Source organism: Pseudomonas sp. AC247, assembly GCF_979258015.1.
This window is the reverse complement of the sequence record NZ_OZ409829.1, coordinates 5,560,620-5,577,755: the sequence shown is the minus strand read 5'-3', so window position 1 is coordinate 5,577,755 and position 17,136 is coordinate 5,560,620. Positions and strand designations below refer to the sequence as shown.

The following is a 17,136-nucleotide window of genomic DNA, read 5'->3' as shown; positions in this document are numbered from 1 at the left end:
TCCAACCCCTGTAGGAGCTGCCGCAGGCTGCGATCTTTTGATCTTTAACGTCAAAAGATCGCAGCCTGCGGCAGCTCCTACAGGTGGATGATCAGTGTTCGGGCTTCTTCCATCGGCAATGGTTGTTTCATGCGTTCGGCGAGCAAAGCCATGGCGCGTTCTTTTTCGCAGGCGACTGCAGCGACTAGCACACCCTTTCTGCCGAACAGCCCAATAAACGGCGGGTGCTCCGGCTCGCCGAGAAATTCGACCTCATCCCAGTGTTCGGCATGACCGAGGTAGTCGTAGTTCTTGCCGAAATGCCAGGTCCAGAAAAACGGCACGTCCAGATAATGTTCCTCGCCGCCGAGCATGTTCGCCGCGGCGATGCGCGCGTGCTGCTGGGCCAGGCGCCAGTGTTCGATGCGTTGCGGCAGGCCGTTCAACGGGAAGGTGGCGATGTCGCCGATAGCCCACAGTCCTTCGCTTACACGCATGCCGTCATCGACGCGCAATGATTGGTCTTCCTCCCTCGGCAGCGACGCAAATGCCTGCGTGGCCGGTTGTACGCCGACCCCCGCCAACACCAGATCCGCCGACAACCGCAGGCCATTGTCCAGCAGCACGGCCTCTACTTTGCCGTCGCCGATGATCTCTGTCGCTTGGTGATCGGTGATGAATTTCACACCTTTTTCTTCGTGCAGTGCGCGGATTGCTTTACCCACCGCCTCGCCGAATTGTGCGGCGAAAGGAATATCGTGGCGCGCCAGTACCGTGACGTCGAGACCGTGTTGGCGCAGAGCCGAGGCGCACTCGAGGGCAATGAAGCTGTCGCCGATAATGACCGCGCGCTGATCGGGGCTGGCCGCTTTCATGATCTGCTCGGCCTGGGCTTTTGAGCGCAGTAAAAACACTTGCGGCAGGTCGGTGCCGGGCAGCTTCAAGGGATTGGGCTCGCCACCCGTGGCCAGCACGGCGGCGTCATAACTCAACGTTTGGCCATTATCGAGATGCACGGTTTTTGCTGTGGCGTCGAGTGAGACGACTTCACCGTGCTGGCGCTCGATACGTTGCTCTCTATAGAAAGTTTCATCTCGCAGCGCTGGGGTTTCCTGCGGCGACATTTCTCCGGCGAGGACAAATTTGCTCAGCACCGTGCGGTCGTAACCGGCAGCGGGCTCGCGGTCGATCATCAGGATGCGCCCACCAAACCCTTTTTCTCGCAGGGCTGCCGCGCACGCGGTGCCCGCCGCCCCGGCGCCGACAATCACGAACGTCCGTGGGTCGTCCGCCGGCGGTGTGTGCGGATCCGGCAGCGGTTGGTCGTCGACCCAGACCTCCTCGCCACGCAGCTCCAGCGGGTAACGCTTGAGGCTGTCGAGGGCCGGCGGTTCGCACAGCGCGCCGTCCTCCGCACGAAAAGCCGCTTTATGCCATGGACAGATCAGCCGTCCGTGGCACAACGCGCCCTCCGCCAGCGGCGCGCCGGCATGCGGGCATTCGCCCTGAAACGCCCGCAATTGGCCGCCGGTGCGCAGCAGGACGATCTTGCAATCGGCGATTTCGACTTGCAGACCACGGTCTTCAGGAACATCGGCGACACGGGCGACTCGGTGCAGGGACATGTTCGGCTTCCTCGCAGGCATTTCTCTTACGAGTTTGCGCCACGGTGTGAGGTTCAGCCATTTGCCACTGCCACGGCACGAACGGTACGGCTATAGTTTGCAGGCCGACGATGGCCCAACTGCACAAGGTGCTCCCGGAATGACCCGATTGACCTCTCTCAACCCATGGCTGGCGGCGCTCGCTGTCACCCTTTGCGTGCAGTTTCCGGCGCAGGCCCAGGAGCGTTTCACCCTGAGCATCCCTGGCGTGTCCGATAACCGCTTGTTCACCTCAGCGGCTGCCAGTGATGCCGCCGGTTGCGGCGGCAAGAACCAGTCGCCGGCGCTGAGCTGGAACGCCGGCCCCGCAGGGACCCAGAGCTACGCGATCGTCATGCATGATCCGGACGGGCAGAAAGGCCTGGGCGTCGATCACTGGATTCACTACGGCATCAAGGCCAACACCCGGCAGATTGCGGCAGGTGTCGGCGCCAAGTCGGCGTTGGAAGGCGTCGGCGGTACCAACAGCAAAGGCAACACGCATTACATGGGGCCTTGCCCGCCGGTAGGCGACAGTGCGCACCACTACATCATTCAGATCTACGCCCTGGACCTGGCCCCGGACGCCTTGCCCGCCGGCCTGACCCGCGCCGAGCTGATGGAAAAAATCAAAGGCCATGTCCTGCGCAACAGCAGTGCCGTGCGGCGTTATCACCGCTGATGAAACGCTGAAAAAGTGCGCGCTCCGTTCGGGGCGCGCGCTAACGGTTGGCGTCGGCCGCTGAAAGCGAGCACTATCCCAGCGCCCCCCCTTCGCGCTGCAGGCCCATTCGCAGGCTCGTGCTGACGGTCTGTTCCTCGCCTCGCGCCGATGCGGGTGTACGCTACCCTTTGCAAACGGGTTAACCCTGAACGCTGGAAATGGTCACCGGGACTGTCGAAGATGCCATGTGTCTGGCACTCGACGCGGGTCCGGGGAGAATGCCGTGCCGATCATCTTCGGGCACATGTGTGACTATCGAAAACGCCCACTGCTGAAAACGCTTTTAGACCGACTGGCATCTGTACGATGTCCGAGCGTTGGCATGGATGGCCGAGTGCAAGTGTTTGCCCCGTGGTCTTGACCTCGGGGGCGAGCGCAGTACCTAACGCACCAGGATTTAAAGCGATTGAGCATGAACCCAAGTAAAGATTCGACATTTGCCTACCAGGCTGTTTACCGCTATCTCGTCGAACTGATCGAAGCCGCGAGTCCCGAGGGAGAGCAGAAACTGCCGTCACTGCGTCAACTGGCGCAGCGTTTGAACGTGTCGGTGTCCACCACCAAATACGCCTATTCACTCCTGGAAGACCAGGGGCGGATCTACGCCCGACCGAAGCTCGGTTACTACACCCGGGCAATGCCTTCGGCACTGGTCAGCGAGGGTTCGCCGAACCTGCTCGACAGCGTTTTCGCCAGTGCCCGGCAACCCGGCATGCTGGCGCTGAGCAGTGATGCCCCGGCCATGTTGTTGTCGCTGGAAAATCCATTGCTGATGACCGAGCGCGAGCTGACGCGTCAATATCCACGCAGCCATGCGCCGCTTTATCAACCGTTTGGCGAAACCGAGCTGCGCAGTGTTCTGGCTGATCGCTACACCCGCTCGACGCGCTGCTACTGGCGTGCCGAACACGTGTATATCGGCTCCGATTTGCGCAGCGTGCTGGAATTGTCCCTCGAAGCCCTGCAATTGACGGGCACCGTGGCGCTGGTGGAGTCGCCGTGTTCCTGGGCGATTTTGCGCCAGTTGCATGCGGCGAAGATCCGCGTGATCGAAGTGCCGTTGGGCGACGATGGCCGCTTCGACTTGCCGCAGCTGCAACTGTTGTTGCAGCGCGAGCCCATCAGCCTGGCCGTGTTGTCGTCGACGGTGAGTATTCCCCACGGCAGCCTGATGCCTGGCGAAGATAAAAAACTGATCTGCCGCTGGTTGGCCGAGCGGCGTATCTGGCTGTTTGAAAATGACAGCTACGGCGAGTTCTGTTTCGAGCCGGGCGCCACCCGTTATCGTGATTTTGCCGACCCCGAGCGCCTCGTGGTGTTTTCGACGTTCGACAAGATCATCGGCTCGGAAGCCCCTTACGGCTATGTGTTGAGCCGGTTTCAGGGGCCCGAGCTGCATCGTCTTTTTCTCGAGCGAGCCTTTCGCCTGTCGCCGATTCGGCAGAAGGCGATTGCCCGCTTGTTCACCACGCGACGCATCGATCAGCACACGCAGATGTTGCGCAGCCTGTTGATCGGGCGCATGCAGCGCATGCAAGGCATGCTGCACGAGCACACCGAAGGCCAGTTGCGCATCGTCGCGCCGCTGGGCGGTGCCGCGTTCTGGGTCGAGGCGACGCGGCCGGTGAACATGCGCCGGGTGTTCGAGCGTCTGTTGGCCAAACGCATCGTTATCGCTCCCGGCGAAATATTCAGCCAGCAAGGGGCCTGGCAGCATCACCTGCGCCTGAGCTACACCATCGACTGGAGCAAGGACATTACCCAGGCGTTGAAGATGCTCACTCAGGCCATTCAGGATGAAAGCTGAGGCCCTGACGTTCAATTGATGCCGTAGCAGTGCTTGGGCTCGGGGAAGGTACCGTCGCGAACTTCCGCAGCAAACGCTTCGCACGCCTGCGTGATCAGCGCGCCGACATCGGCGTACTGTTTGACGAAGCGTGGCACATGATCGCCACCGAGCCCGAGCATGTCCTCTGTCACCAGCACTTGGCCGTCGCACGCCGGTGAAGCGCCAATGCCAATGGTCGGCATTGGCGAGAAGTCGGTGACCCGGCGTGCGACCCCTTCGGCCACCCCTTCAAGCAGCAGGCTGAAAGCACCGGCTTCAAGGTGCGCGCGTGCATCGGCTTCAATCGCCAGCGCGGCCGTCTCGTTCATGCCTTGGGCCTTGAAGCCGCCCATGGCGTTGACGTACTGCGGCATCAGGCCGATATGCGCCATTACCGGGATGCCCCGTTTGACCAGGAACTCCACCGTGTCGGCGAGCACCGCGCCACCCTCCAGCTTGATGGCGTCGCAGCCAGTGCGCGCCATCACCTGCGCACAATTGCGATAGGCCTGCTGGGGCGATTCCTGATAGCTGCCAAACGGCATGTCGGCGATCACACAGGCCAGCCGTGTGCTGCTGACGACGGCGCGGGTGTGCGCGATGATTTCCTCCAGGCTCATGTCGAGGGTCGACGTGCGGCCATAACCGACCATGGCGGTGGAATCCCCCACCAGGATGAAGTCGACGATGGGGTCCATCAATTTGGCGATATGGCTTGTGTACGCGGTCAGGGAGACAATTTTCTGTTGCCCCTTCATCGCGACCAGTTGAGGAACGCTCAGTCGTTTGGTTCGGGTATGCAGGCTCATGGCTCTCTTCCTTGTTAAACCCCGTTGTCAGGGGTGTCTGTGGTTACAACCAGTCCCTTTCCCATCCACGCCACGCGGCGTAATCGGCGTCGATGCGTTCGAGCAGCGGGTGCAGCAAAAACACCGCGCCCGGGGAGCTGTTCAGGTCAATGGTGGGGGCCATCCTTGCCCCCTCGGCGAAACGAAACCTGACGTTATGAAAACTCGGCAGGCTTTCCAGGCGCTGGCGCGCCTGGCTCTGCGCGAACAGGCCCGGGCGATGGGCAATCAGGTTCAGGCACTTGGCGTGTTGCAGCAGCCGATAACGCTTGGGCCATTGCGCCAGGCGCAACGGGTCCAGATAGCTCAGGCACGTCAGCGCCACTTGATCGTTGCCAGTGGCGGCTTGCAGCGCGGGTGGGCAAGCCAGGCCGGAGAGCCGCGCGCCGCTTTCCAGCAGGCGCGGGCCGTCGGCGGTCAGAATCAGTTCGGTGTGCGCAGGGCCGTGCACGATGCCCAAGGCATCGAGCACGCCTTGCACGTACTCGATCAGTGCTGGCAGCTGCGCAGCTTCGGCCGGCACCAGGTCTTCGCGGTCGTAGATTTTGCGGCCATCGGCGGCGAAGGTTTTCGAGCATTTCCAGACGTCGGTGATCCAGTGCTCGCCCTGATGGCTGACGCTGTTGATCACGTATTCATCGCCGCTCAGGTATTCCTGCAACAGCAGGGCCTCGTTGTTGAGCATCATCAGGTTGGTCGCACCGAGGATCGACTCGACGGCCGCCTGCAATTGCCGCGCATCGTCGCAGATGAACACGTTGTCGGAACCGGCGCTGTCCAGCGGCTTGGCGACCACGCGGGTGCCGCCGCGTGCCTTGAACCAGGCCAGTGCCTCAGCCATCGATCGGGTGCGCAGTTGCGCCGCCACGGGCAGGCCGGCCTGCGCCACGTGCTCGGCCATCAGCGATTTGTCACGACGCGCGGCGGAGGTGGCCGGATCGTTGCCGGGCAGGCCCAGCCGCGCGGCCAGCAAATCGGCCAGTTCGACGCCGAATTCACTGCCGGTCAGCACTGCCGCCGGTTGTTGCACGGCGAGTGTCGCGACCAGTGCATCGAGGCCTGCGTCGGCGACGCTGTAGTCCTCGGCAAACAGCTCTTTCGGGCAGCTCGCCGCAAAGGCATCGGGCATGTGCGCGCGCGAGCGTACATGCAGCAAGCGGCGTTGCCCGGCGAGCGCGCGCGCCAACAGCGCGCCGGTGGAATAGGCGTCGACCAGAATCAACGGCGCCAGGCTTAAATCAATGCAAGGGTTGGTCATAACGATTCACCGTGTAATGCAACATCTGAAACAGTTCGCTGGAGCTGACGCCGGGGCCGTTCAGCGACCAGCCGCTGCTGCGGGGCAACGGCAGGCTGCCGGTATTGCCCCAGCGCAGCGCGCCCTTGTCGTCGATGCGGGTGGTGGCGCGGCCGGGGTTGTCCGGGTGCAGGCAGTAAGGGATGTCGAGCAAGCCGCGCGCGAACGCCTGGATCAATGCCAGGCCGATGTCGGCGTGCAGATTGCGCACGGTGTCTACCAGTTGCCGCGCTTCGAAGAGGGTTTCCTGGTAGTAACCGGCGCTGCTCGCGTCGATCGTCGGCAGGTCGCCGGCGGCCACGTCGGCGGCCATGCGCAGGGCGTCGAGGTTGTCGTCGACGGACGGAATCTGCCGCGACTCGGCGACAGTCTTGACGATCAGCCGTTCGCAACCAGCGGCCCGGGTCAGGCGCGCGCTGTCGCAAATCAAGCGCCGCGCGCCATGGTTGGTCGTCGGAAACACGCCCATGTAGGAATACACCACGACATGCCAGTGATCGCCGTCCAGATACTCGGCGGCCAATTCGCGCAGGGCCTGCAAGGCGCCGAAATCCTGCTCCATCGAGGTGCCCTGGGCATAACTGAGCGAAACCCCGCGAACCCCGTGCTGGCGGAAAAACAGCGCTTCGAGCAGTGTCATGGCAATCAGTAAAGAGGGCGGGCACAACTGCCCCAACAGGCAGCCACCAAAACTCTCGATATGCGCATGCTCGGTCGCGCCCGCCAGCAACTGACAACTTTCGGCCCAGGCGCTGACCGCCTCGGCCAGCGGCAAGCGGCTGTACGGCATGCAATACGACACCGGGCCGCCTTCGGTAGCGTCGAGGCCCAAAGCGGCCAGGCGCTGGAACACATTCTGCGGTTTGGCGGTGCCGTGGCGGATCTGGATCGGAAAGTCTGCGCCATACAGCCCGGCGAGCATGCTGCGCACCGCTTCGATCGGGTGGCTGATGATCGGGAAACCGTTCATTGGCGCCGAGCTGTTGAGGCACTGCAGCGCGCTCTGGTAATCGCCGACCCGCGTGTAGCTGTCGAGGGTGATGGTGCCGATGGCCGCGCAGGGCAGGGCGGCGACACTGGCCAGCCCGGCGCGCATCTGGCTCAGTGCGCCAAAGCCCATGCGCGGCTGCACCACCAGCTCGTCGCGGGCGCGGGCACGCTCGATGAATTGTTGAAAATGGCCGCCGCTGAACGCTGTCATGCGTCAGCGTCCCGAGACCAGTTCGACCACGGTTTCGCCGGTGGCCGGGTCGTAGCGACTGATTCGGCCCTTGTGCGGATCGCCGGCACGAACCCGGGCAATCAGCGTCGCGTCGCTGTCGAAATCGATCCGTTGATGCGCGTACAGGCTGCGCAAGGCCGGCAACGGCAGGCCGCTGACCTCGGTCAGCCACTGGCTGAGGGCCGGCTCGTTGTGTTCGCCGGCGAGGATCCGGTGCAGGGCATCGAGGTTGCCCAGGTGCTGCGCGTGGCACAGCCCGAGAAAGCTTGAAAGCTCACGGCCACGGTCAACGAACGGGGCAAACTGCATGCACACCAGTTGCGCCTCATCGAGGCCGAACGCCTGCACGGCGAAGCGTGCGGCGAGATCGCGGCGAGCCTGCATGCCCTGTTCGTCGGCATACGCGGCCATGGCCAGATCGATCAGGCGCTGTGGCATCTCTTTCTTGCGCATCAATGCCTGCGCCAGTTCGAGGTATTCGGCAATGCCCTGGTTGTAAGGGCGGCCCTGTACGTACTCGGCCTTGAGGCCGCGAAAGTGCGCCATCAACATCGGGTTGGCACAGTCCGATTCGGTGAAACTGAACGCCAGTTCTTCGAAGCGGAAATCGAGAAACTCGGTGATCAGTTCCCAGTGATCCTCGACCTTGTAGCTGACCAGATCGTAGATGCTGACGAACTCCGGATCAGCATGCTCATCACCGCAAGCGACGCGTCGTTCCTCGCGCTGCTGATCGAAACCTTCACCGAACAGCTCGACAAAATAGCTTTGCGCCACGCCGTCCAGCGCTTGCAGCAGGCCGCGAAAACCCTGGCGGCGGCATTCATCGACATTCAGGCCCAGACGCTGCGCCAGGCGCATGATCCAGGTGAAATAGTGCTTCTGTTCCTTGCGCGAGTCGCCGGTGACGACGGCATCGACGCCGCCCTGCCACCATGCCGCCCGCCCATAGAAATCGGCCACGGCCAGGTTGCAGCTGTTGCAGAAGGTCGGTCGCCCGTCACCGGCGGTGCGATGGCCATTCATCAACACGTCGAAACGGTTCATCGCCTGCACATCGTCCGGGAATGGCAAGTGGCGCTCGAACGGCCGGATCTGCTGGTGATCGACCACCAGCATTTCCACGCGTGGATCGTCGAACAGGTGCAAGGCGCGGTAGACCCGGTCGATGTTCGCCATCACCGCATCCGGCACACCGGCGTGGCGCATGTTGGCGATGCGCAGCTGGAACGTACGGCCATGCAGCACCGACAGGTGCAACTGCGTGGCACGCAGCATGGCCACGGTGTAGGAGCTGTCCTTGCCGCCGCCGTAGGCGACCATCAGTTTGTAGTCGGTCAGCCCGTCGAGACCACCCGCCGCATCGATCAGGCGTTCGCCAATGGTTGCGACGGCGCGGCGTTCATCGGCGCGCAGGTAATGATTGAGCTGACCCAGCAACGGCTCGTCGTTCCAGGCTTGGGAGGTATTGGCGTTCATAGCGGTTCTGCCTGGAATTGGAACGTCTGGGTGGTGTGGTGGATGTCGCGTTCAGTTGCGTCTTCACTGCCACCGACAAAAATGAAGCGGCCGCTGTGCAGCGCGTCGTAGCTGCCGCCGGCTTCGAGGATCTGCCCGGGTTCGGGGAGCAACTCGCGCCACAGGTTGGGCAGGGTGTCGCGCAGCGATTGCGCCTGCACGACGCGGCAGGGCAACTGTGCCGGTTTGGGGATGACCAGCCAGCCGCCACTCGGATCTTCGTCGTTCGCCGGCAATGGCACTTGCTCGCCAGCCAGGCGGCGCAGCCAGTGCTCGTACAGATTGACCCCGAAGACCTTGTTGATCAGGTGCGGGACTTCGCTGCCGCCGACCCGCGCACCGATTTCGAGGAACACCAGCGAGTCGTCCGGCTCGACGAAAATCTCCAGGTGAAACGCGGTGCAGCGCAAATTCAGCGCGCGCAGGATCTGTTGGCTGAACGCCTCGATCCGCGTGCGCAGTGGCGACGCCTGGACAATCACCGAACCCAATGGCTGCGCCTTGGCAAAATCCAGGCAACTGTTGATGTAGCGCGAGACCACTTGAAACGGCACGCTGCCGTCGACATCGGCGAAGCCGTCGATGTGGTAGGTCTGGCCGTGCATGAACGCTTCGATCTCGTAACGCGAGAGGTCGAGGGTGTCGAGCAGGTTGCGCAGCGCCGCTTCGTTTTCGACCTTTTCCACGCCCATGCTGGCGGCACCGTCGACCGGTTTTACGATCAGCGGAAAACCGATCTCGCGAGCAAAGTGCAGGGCCTGTTCCGCCGATTGGCAGCGCGCAAATGCCGGCACCGGCAGGCCCAGGGCCTGAAGAATTTCCTTCATGCGGGCCTTGTCGCGGTACACCGCCACTTCGTCCGGCCCGTCACCGGGAATGTTCAGGGTCTGGCGCACCCGCGCGGCGATTTCCAGGGTGAACTCCGACAGTGCGATCAACTGATCGACCGGGCCCACCCGCTCGATGACTTGCTGAACCGCACCCAGCAGCTGCTCGTATTGATTGACGTCGCTGACCTGCACCTGATGGGCAATGTGCTGCGCCGGGGCAAGCACGCCTTCGGCACCGGGGGCATCGACCACGTAGCTGATGCGGTGTTGTTGATGATCGAAGAAGTCTTCGTAGCGAGTCAGTTCGTTGTCCCAGCGGCGCTCATCACGAAAGCGCGGCCAGCGGTTGACGATAACGATGTGCATTGGGGATATCCTTGATTGAGCGAAGTCAGCCGTGGTGGGGATCAGCCCCAGGACGGCACGCTAACGGCGGGTGCAGGTTCGGCGTCAGCTGGCGCATGCAGCGTGGCCAGGTAACCGCTGAAGGATTCGATCGCGTCGGGGCCGACAAACACCTGGTGGTAGCCGGCCTCGATCAACGGTCGGCGAACCGCCAGGGTTTCATCCTCGGAGGTGGTCAACTTGCCGCCGATCACGCAGGGCAGGTGCGGGTGCTTCTGGCGCACCTGGCGAATCAGCTCCAGGCCTTGCGAGTAGCCGTGGCCATTGACGCTGCTGACCACCAGCAGTTGGGTCCGGCGCTGTTCGAGCGCATTGAGTACGGCGTCGATCGGGGTGCAGCTGCCAAGGTTTTTCACGTTCAAACCATGCTCGGCGAGCCACAGTTGCAAATACACCAGGTTCCACATGTGCGAGTCGGACTCGACCGTGGCAAGCACGCAGTGCGGCAGGGCTTTCATTGAGACGCCTCCATGGCGAGCGACGGACCACCCAGGGCCAGTTGAAAGCGCCGGGTGGTCAGGATGAACAGCAAAGTGCCGGGGATGGTCAGCACCAGTGCCAGCACCAGAATCAGCACCTGCGCGCCGTAGACGTGGCCGACACTGGCGGTCAACAAGCCGCCCAGCGGGTAGGACAGCAGGTTGACCAGGTAAAACGGTCCCATGACTTTGCCCAGGTGGGCGCGGTCGATCGCTTTGATGCGCTGCGTACGGTTGAACACGTTGAACAACGCACAACCGGCCATTGCCAGCAGAAAGCTCAGGGCATACAGCAACACGCCGTTGGCCACGCCCATGCAGAGCAGGCCCAGACACAGCAAGGCAAAACCCAGCGCACCGAGTCGATAAATCGACATGCGCGCCAGCAGGCGCGGCACCAGAATGAAGTTCAGCAGCCCGAGCGCGCCGGCCCCGGCGTTCATCAGGCCAAAGACACCGTCGGCGGCACTGAACACCCCACTGATGACAAACGCATTGGCGCTCAGCACCGCGGCGAAGGCCAGGTTGATGGTGAAATTCAGCCCGGCCAGGGTCAGCACCGGTGGATTGCCGAGCAGCAGGCGCCAGCCGAGGGCCAGATCCTTGAACACGCTGCTCGGGCCGCTGGCCGCCGTGCGCGCCGTGGGCAGCCCGCGCCAGAACAGCGCCGCGGCAAACAGTGCCACCGCCGCCAGGCCGAGCAGCCAGCGCTTGTCGGTGTACATCGCCAGGCCAGCGGCGAGTGCCGGACCGAGCGCCATCGCGAGCAATTCCATGTTCTGCACCAGCGACTGACAGTGCGCGAGACGCTCGGGACCGGCGATCAGCGGCACACTTTTTTCAACCGCCATGCGCACCGGCGCCATCAACACTGAAAGCACGATGCCGTTGCCGATCAACGCCCAGATCATCCACTGCGGCTGATACCAGCAGATCCACAGCGTGACGCCCAGGCTCAGCGCGCGCGCCGTGTTGGCCGTGCGAAACAGCAGTCGGCCGCCAAAACGGTCGGCCAATAACCCGGCAAACGGATAGGCAATCAGTGCCGGCAGCCATTCAAGGGCAAACGCGACGCCGGAATAGCGCACGTTGCCGGTCAGTTGATAAATCATCAGCGGCACAGCAAACAGCACGGTCTGTTCCGCCAGCAAGGCGCACAGCAGACCGGCGCCAAACCAGCGGATGGCGCTGTGGCGGGCATCGGCGCGGGCCTCAGGCATGATCGCGATCCCAGATCGTTTCCAGTTCGCGCAGGTAAGGCAGCACGTACTTGCAGAAACGGCGCATTTCGTCGCGGGTTGGCCAGCCGGAGAAAATGAACTCGCTGACGCCGACCTTTTTGTATTCGAACAAGTACTCGGCGACTTCCTGATAACTGCCGACCACGCACAGCGCCGGGCCGCCGCGATACGCCACCGCCCCCGACCAGAGCATTGGCGACAACCAGTCGTGCTGTGCCTTCTCCGCCAGGCGGAACGAGGTTTTCACCGCTTCGGAATCGCAGCGTCCGACAAATTCACGGACCCATTCACGATGCTGTTCGTCGGGGTTTTCCATCATGCTTTCGACAGCCGCCAGCGCTTCTTCGCGAGTTTCGCGAGCCAGTACGTGCATGCGGATGCCGACCGAGCAGCCCGATTCCAGAACAGTGCGGCTGGCCTCGGCAATGCCTTCAGGCGTATCGCCATAACGCAGCCAGCAATCGCTGTGTTTAATGGCAATCTGTTGGGCGATGTCGGAAGCGCCGCTGAGGTAAATACGCGGGCGCTCAGCGTCTTTGAACGGCAGGCCCAACTGGGCTTTTTCGATGCGGTAGTGCGCGCCGTGATAGGTCAGCGGCGATTCGCCGTTCCAGAACCGATGCAGGATGTCGAGGAATTCGCCGGTGCGTTCATAGCGTCCGTCGTGGGCCACGAAGTCGCCGTAATAAGCTTGCTCGTCCGGCGAAATACCGGCCACCAGGTTGAGCGAAATGCGCTTGTCGGACATCCACGAAACCGTGTTGACGAGCTGTGTGAACAACGTCGGCGGCACCAGGCCGGGACGGTAGGCGAGGATGAATTTGACCCGCTCGGTTTCACGCACCAGCGCGCCAATCATCGGCAGCGGATCGGGCATGTGATAACTGATGCCCATCAACAGCGAGTCGATGCCCAACTCATCGGCTTCCTGGGCAAAGTCGACGATGCCGGCAAAATCGAGAGCGCCGGTGTTGTATTTTTCCGAGGCCTTTTGCTGACCGCTGTCCAGCGGTGAGCACCAGTGAATGCGCAGTGGTGCAGACATTGTGTTTCTCCATGGCACAGCCTGCCGCCGCCGGAGCGGGAGCAGGCGTGGGCAATCAGTGCGGGTCAGAACAGGAAGCTGGTACCGACGGTGCGGTCGAACAGCGCGACGTCGCGGATGCGGCGTTTGCCGCAGATGAACTTGAGCAGACGCTCGATGCCCAGGCCGCCACCGGCGCTTGGGTGCAGCAAGCCGCGACGGGCGACTTCCAGGTAGTTGGCGAACGGCTCAAGGTCCATCGACAGTTCGTTCATGCGGTAGACGATCTGTTCGTATTCGAATTCGCGCTCGGCGCCCGACAGAGCTTCGCCGTAGCCATCGGGATAGATCAGGTCATAGTTGTTGTAGGTCCCGCGCTTGTCCGGGGTTTCGCGATCGTAGAATTCGCGGCGGTAGTTGGTGACGAAGAACGGCGTGTGCGCTTGCGCGGACATGATCTTCTCGAAGTCGTCACCATGCTCGGCGCGCAACGCGTCGGAGCTGTAGATCGGGAAGGCGGTGGCGAAGTGCGGCAGTTGCCGGCCGAGTTGCGCCAGTTCGGCGGCGCAGTGTTGGCTGACTTCGCTGAACACGTGCTTGATCAGGCCTTCGATCAGGGCCATGACCTGGTGCATGTCGCCGTCGCGGATCTCGAAATCGAACTGCGAGAACTCCAGCAAGTGGTTCTCGGAATCCTTGATCTCGGCTTTTTCCAGGCGAATGTTCGGCGCCACGATAAAGATCTTTTCGTGACCCTTGGCGGTCAATGCCAACTGCTTGTGGAAGATCATGCTCGCCGTCAGTTTCAGGCGTCGTTCTTCGTACTGGATCTCGGCCGGATACACCGCGTGGTTCAGCGGATCGGTGATCGGCGACATCAGGATCGGCATCAACTGTTTGAAGTCGCGCTCCAGCAAATATTGCTGCAAAGCTTGTAGGACGCGGCCCCGGATGATGGCAATGGATTCTATGTCTGGATTAGCAAAATCGACGAAGTTACGGGTAATTTCTTCCATGATTGGCCAGATATTCAGGGAGTTAGGGAGGCCCTGATTATTGTTTAATCGAACGAAAACTCAATGTACAGATTTCGACTAAAAAGCAGCACAGAGCTCGGGTTTGGTTGTCCGACGACGCTTTTGCATGGACGATATCGCGCTGCTGAAATTGATCGGGTGGCGCACCAGTGGGCAGGTTCCTACAGACCTTGTCAGCCGGCGCCGCTCTCTCCAGTTCGTCTATTCAGAGTTCGCCCATGACTGCCCTAAATGGCTCGCGGCCCCACCAGTTTTCCAGGTCTGACTACAAGACCCTGAGCCTCGCTGCGCTCGGTGGCGCGCTGGAAATCTACGACTTCATCATCTTCGTGTTTTTTGCCCTGACCTTAAGCCAGTTGTTCTTTCCGCCAGAGATGCCGGAATGGCTGAGACTGCTGCAAAGCTTCGGCATTTTCGTCACCGGTTATCTGGCGCGGCCGCTGGGCGGGATCCTGATGGCGCACTTCGCCGATCAGTTGGGCCGCAAGCGCGTGTTCAGCCTGAGCATCCTGATGATGGCGTTGCCGTGCCTGCTGATCGGCATCATGCCGACCTACGAGCACATCGGTTATTTCGCCCCGCTGTTGTTGCTGCTCTTGCGCGTGCTGCAAGGCGCTGCGGTGGGGGGTGAAGTGCCGAGTGCCTGGGTGTTCGTCGCCGAGCATGCGCCTGCCGGGCATCGCGGTTACGCCTTGGGTTTTCTCCAGGCCGGTCTGACCTTCGGCTATTTGCTGGGGGCGCTGACCGCGACCCTGCTGGCGCAACTGTTTACCCCGGCGGAAATCCTCGATTACGCCTGGCGACTGCCGTTTCTGCTCGGCGGATTGTTCGGAGTGATCGGCGTGTGGTTGCGTCGCTGGTTGAGCGAAACGCCAGTGTTCATGGCCTTGCAGGCACGCCGTGAAGCCGATGCCGAACTGCCGTTGCGCACCGTGCTGCGTGAACACCGCGGGATGTTGCTGCCGGCGTTCATTTTGACCTGTGTACTGACCTCGGCCGTGGTGGTGTTGGTGGTGATCACCCCGACCGTCATGCAAAAGAGTTTTGGCATGACCCCCAGCCATACCTTTGGCCTGAGCAGCCTGGGCATCGTCTTTCTCAACATCGGCTGCGTGATTGCCGGCCTGATTGTTGACCGCATCGGCGCCTGGCGCACGGTCAAGCTGTACAGCGTGCTGCTGCCGATGGGCATTGCCGTGCTTTATGGCTGCCTGATCAGCGGCGGCAACTGGTTGGGGCTGGCGTACGCGTTGGCGGGCTTGAGCTGTGGTGTGGTCGGCGCAATACCGTCAGTGATGGTCAGCCTGTTTCCGGCGCACATCCGCGTGTCGGGCATTTCCTTTACCTACAACATTGCCTATGCCCTGTGGGCGAGTACCACGCCGTTGCTGCTGATCGCGTTGATGCCATGGAGCCCTTGGGTGTGCGTGGCGTACTGCGTGGTGATGGGCGCGGTGGGTGTCGGCTGTGCGACCTGGTTTGGCGGGCGTGAGCCTGCCCAGACCGCGTCGGCAATGGTCGCGGAGCGTTGAGGCAAACGATGCAGAGTGCGCACCTTGGACTTGGCACGGATGGCTACTGGATGATGGAATTACACGAATTACCGGCGACCCAACTGCTGGCCCTGTTCGCCAGTCGCGAGTTGTCTCCGCTGGAGTATTACGATCACCTGCTGGCCCACATCGAACGGTGGGAGCCGAGCATCGGTGCGCTGTATGCGTTCAATCCGCAGCGTGTGCGCGAGCAGGCGCGGGCGTCGAGCGAGCGCTGGAGCAAAGGCGCGCCGCGCGGCTGGCTCGATGGTGTGCCGGTGACCCTCAAGGAACTGATCGCCACCCAAGGCGACTGCATTCCTCAAGGGTCGCGCGCCAGCAGCCTGATGGCGGCAACCGCAGACGCGCCACCGGCCGCCCGCATGCGCGAGAGCGGGGCAATCATCCTCGGCAAAACCACGGTGCCGGACTTCGGCATGCTGTCGTCGGGACTGTCGAGCTTTCATGGCATCACACGCAACCCCTGGGACATCCGCTGCAACCCGGGCGGTTCGAGTTCCGGTGCGGCAGCAGCGGCGGCAGCCGGTTATGGCCCGCTGCATGTCGGTACCGACATCGGCGGATCGGTACGGCTGCCGGCGGGCTGGTGTGGCCTGGTAGGGTTCAAGCCAACGCTGGGGCGAATTCCGATAGACCCGTATTACACCGGCCGCTGTGCCGGGCCGATGACCCGCACGGTGGACGATTGCGCCTTGATGATGGGCTATCTGGCGCAGCCGGACGCTCGCGATGCGACCAGTCTCGCCGCGCAGGCGCTGGACTGGAACCTGCAGGCACCGTCGATGCAGGGCTTGAAAATCGGCTTGATGCTCGACCCCGGTTGCGGCTTCCAGCCCGACAACGAAGTGTGTGAGGCGGTACGGCAGGCTGCACGGCTGTTCGAGGCCAATGGTGCGCACGTGGAGTTGATCGGGCCGGTGATGGATCGCCGTTTGCTCGACGGCCTCGATGATTTCTGGCGGGCCCGGCAGTTGTCGCAACTGCAAGCCCTGAGCACGGAGCAACGCGCCAAAGTCTTGCCATACATCGAGGATTGGGCGGCGCCGGCGGCGAAGATGAGCGCGGTGCAAGCGGTCGAAGGTTTCAACCAGACGTTCGAGATTCGCCGACGCTGCGCGGCGGTGTTCGAGGATCTCGATCTGGTCTTGTCACCGACCAATCAGGTCAGCAGTTTCCCGGCCGAATGGCCTTCACCGGGCAACGATCCGCGCCAGCCTTTCGAACACATCGTGTTCACGGTGCCGTGGAACATGGGCGAGCAACCGGCCCTGTCGATCAACTGTGGTTTCACGTCTGAGGGCATGCCGATCGGCTTGCAGATGATTGCCCCGCGCTTCTCCGATCAGTGGTTGCTGAAGTGCGCCAAGGCCTATGAAAACTGGCGCGGTCCGATCAAACACTGGCCGTCCGCGCCACCCCGCTGAATCCCGATGGTTGTGGTACACCGCACAAGCCTCTGGCGCTTGCGGCGGTGCACCTTCTTTTTGCAGGCGTTCCGATGAAATCAC

14 protein-coding genes are annotated in these 17,136 nt (G+C 62.4%); 4 read left to right on the top strand and 10 right to left on the bottom strand.

Going from position 1 to position 17,136, the window contains the following annotated elements; genetic code table 11:
• Positions 1–77: 77 nt before the first annotated feature.
• Positions 78–1,604, bottom strand: a complete 1,527-nt coding sequence (locus ACZZ0B_RS25310; protein WP_463546491.1) for an FAD-dependent oxidoreductase — start codon at positions 1,602–1,604, stop codon at positions 78–80.
• A gap of 139 nt (positions 1,605–1,743) precedes the next feature.
• Between ACZZ0B_RS25310 and ACZZ0B_RS25305 the strand changes: the two genes are divergently transcribed.
• Together ACZZ0B_RS25305 and ACZZ0B_RS25300 are read left to right on the top strand one after the other, a co-directional pair.
• Positions 1,744–2,304, top strand: coding sequence for a YbhB/YbcL family Raf kinase inhibitor-like protein (locus ACZZ0B_RS25305; protein WP_008080293.1), 561 nt, complete (start codon positions 1,744–1,746; stop codon positions 2,302–2,304).
• Positions 2,305–2,758: 454 nt separating this feature from the next.
• Positions 2,759–4,153: an aminotransferase-like domain-containing protein gene (locus ACZZ0B_RS25300; RefSeq protein WP_045123082.1), complete on the top strand. Its 1,395-nt coding sequence runs from the start codon at positions 2,759–2,761 to the stop codon at positions 4,151–4,153.
• 11 nt (positions 4,154–4,164) lie between these two features.
• On the opposite strand, the gene panB is transcribed toward ACZZ0B_RS25300, so the two are convergent.
• From panB to ACZZ0B_RS25255, 9 genes are all read right to left on the bottom strand, one after another.
• Positions 4,165–4,983 (bottom strand): 3-methyl-2-oxobutanoate hydroxymethyltransferase, encoded by an 819-nt coding sequence (gene panB, locus ACZZ0B_RS25295; RefSeq protein ID WP_008080290.1) that lies wholly within the window; start codon positions 4,981–4,983, stop codon positions 4,165–4,167.
• A 43-nt stretch (positions 4,984–5,026) separates the two neighbouring features.
• The gene (locus ACZZ0B_RS25290) at positions 5,027–6,280 is read right to left on the bottom strand and encodes an ATP-grasp domain-containing protein (protein WP_463546490.1); all 1,254 of its coding nucleotides are present in this window, start codon (positions 6,278–6,280) and stop codon (positions 5,027–5,029) included.
• A complete protein-coding gene (locus ACZZ0B_RS25285; protein WP_463546489.1) occupies positions 6,261–7,520 on the bottom strand; it encodes a methylaspartate mutase in 1,260 nt (419 codons plus the stop codon). Before ACZZ0B_RS25285 ends, ACZZ0B_RS25290 begins: the two co-directional genes overlap by 20 nt.
• A 3-nt stretch (positions 7,521–7,523) precedes the next feature.
• Positions 7,524–9,020, bottom strand: coding sequence for a hypothetical protein (locus ACZZ0B_RS25280; protein WP_463546488.1), 1,497 nt, complete (start codon positions 9,018–9,020; stop codon positions 7,524–7,526).
• Positions 9,017–10,255, bottom strand: coding sequence for an ATP-grasp domain-containing protein (locus tag ACZZ0B_RS25275; RefSeq protein WP_463546487.1), 1,239 nt, complete (start codon positions 10,253–10,255; stop codon positions 9,017–9,019). The genes ACZZ0B_RS25280 and ACZZ0B_RS25275 overlap by 4 nt, the downstream gene beginning before the upstream one ends.
• A 41-nt stretch (positions 10,256–10,296) precedes the next feature.
• Entirely contained in the window at positions 10,297–10,752 is a 456-nt protein-coding gene (locus ACZZ0B_RS25270) for a cobalamin B12-binding domain-containing protein (protein WP_463546486.1), read from the bottom strand.
• Positions 10,749–11,993, bottom strand: coding sequence for an MFS transporter (locus tag ACZZ0B_RS25265; protein ID WP_463546485.1), 1,245 nt, complete (start codon positions 11,991–11,993; stop codon positions 10,749–10,751). The genes ACZZ0B_RS25270 and ACZZ0B_RS25265 overlap by 4 nt, the downstream gene beginning before the upstream one ends.
• Positions 11,986–13,059 (bottom strand): LLM class flavin-dependent oxidoreductase, encoded by a 1,074-nt coding sequence (locus ACZZ0B_RS25260; RefSeq protein ID WP_463546484.1) that lies wholly within the window; start codon positions 13,057–13,059, stop codon positions 11,986–11,988. The genes ACZZ0B_RS25265 and ACZZ0B_RS25260 overlap by 8 nt, the downstream gene beginning before the upstream one ends.
• 65 nt (positions 13,060–13,124) lie before the next feature.
• The gene (locus ACZZ0B_RS25255) at positions 13,125–14,054 is read right to left on the bottom strand and encodes an asparagine synthetase A (RefSeq protein ID WP_463546483.1); all 930 of its coding nucleotides are present in this window, start codon (positions 14,052–14,054) and stop codon (positions 13,125–13,127) included.
• A gap of 239 nt (positions 14,055–14,293) precedes the next feature.
• Between ACZZ0B_RS25255 and ACZZ0B_RS25250 the strand changes: the two genes are divergently transcribed.
• Both ACZZ0B_RS25250 and ACZZ0B_RS25245 read left to right on the top strand, forming a co-directional pair.
• Positions 14,294–15,607 carry an MFS transporter gene (locus ACZZ0B_RS25250; protein ID WP_463546482.1) on the top strand — a complete coding sequence of 438 codons (1,314 nt, stop codon included), beginning with the start codon at positions 14,294–14,296 and terminating at the stop codon, positions 15,605–15,607.
• A gap of 50 nt (positions 15,608–15,657) precedes the next feature.
• Positions 15,658–17,052, top strand: a complete 1,395-nt coding sequence (locus tag ACZZ0B_RS25245; RefSeq protein WP_440096741.1) for an amidase — start codon at positions 15,658–15,660, stop codon at positions 17,050–17,052.
• The last annotated feature ends 84 nt before the right edge of the window (positions 17,053–17,136 follow it).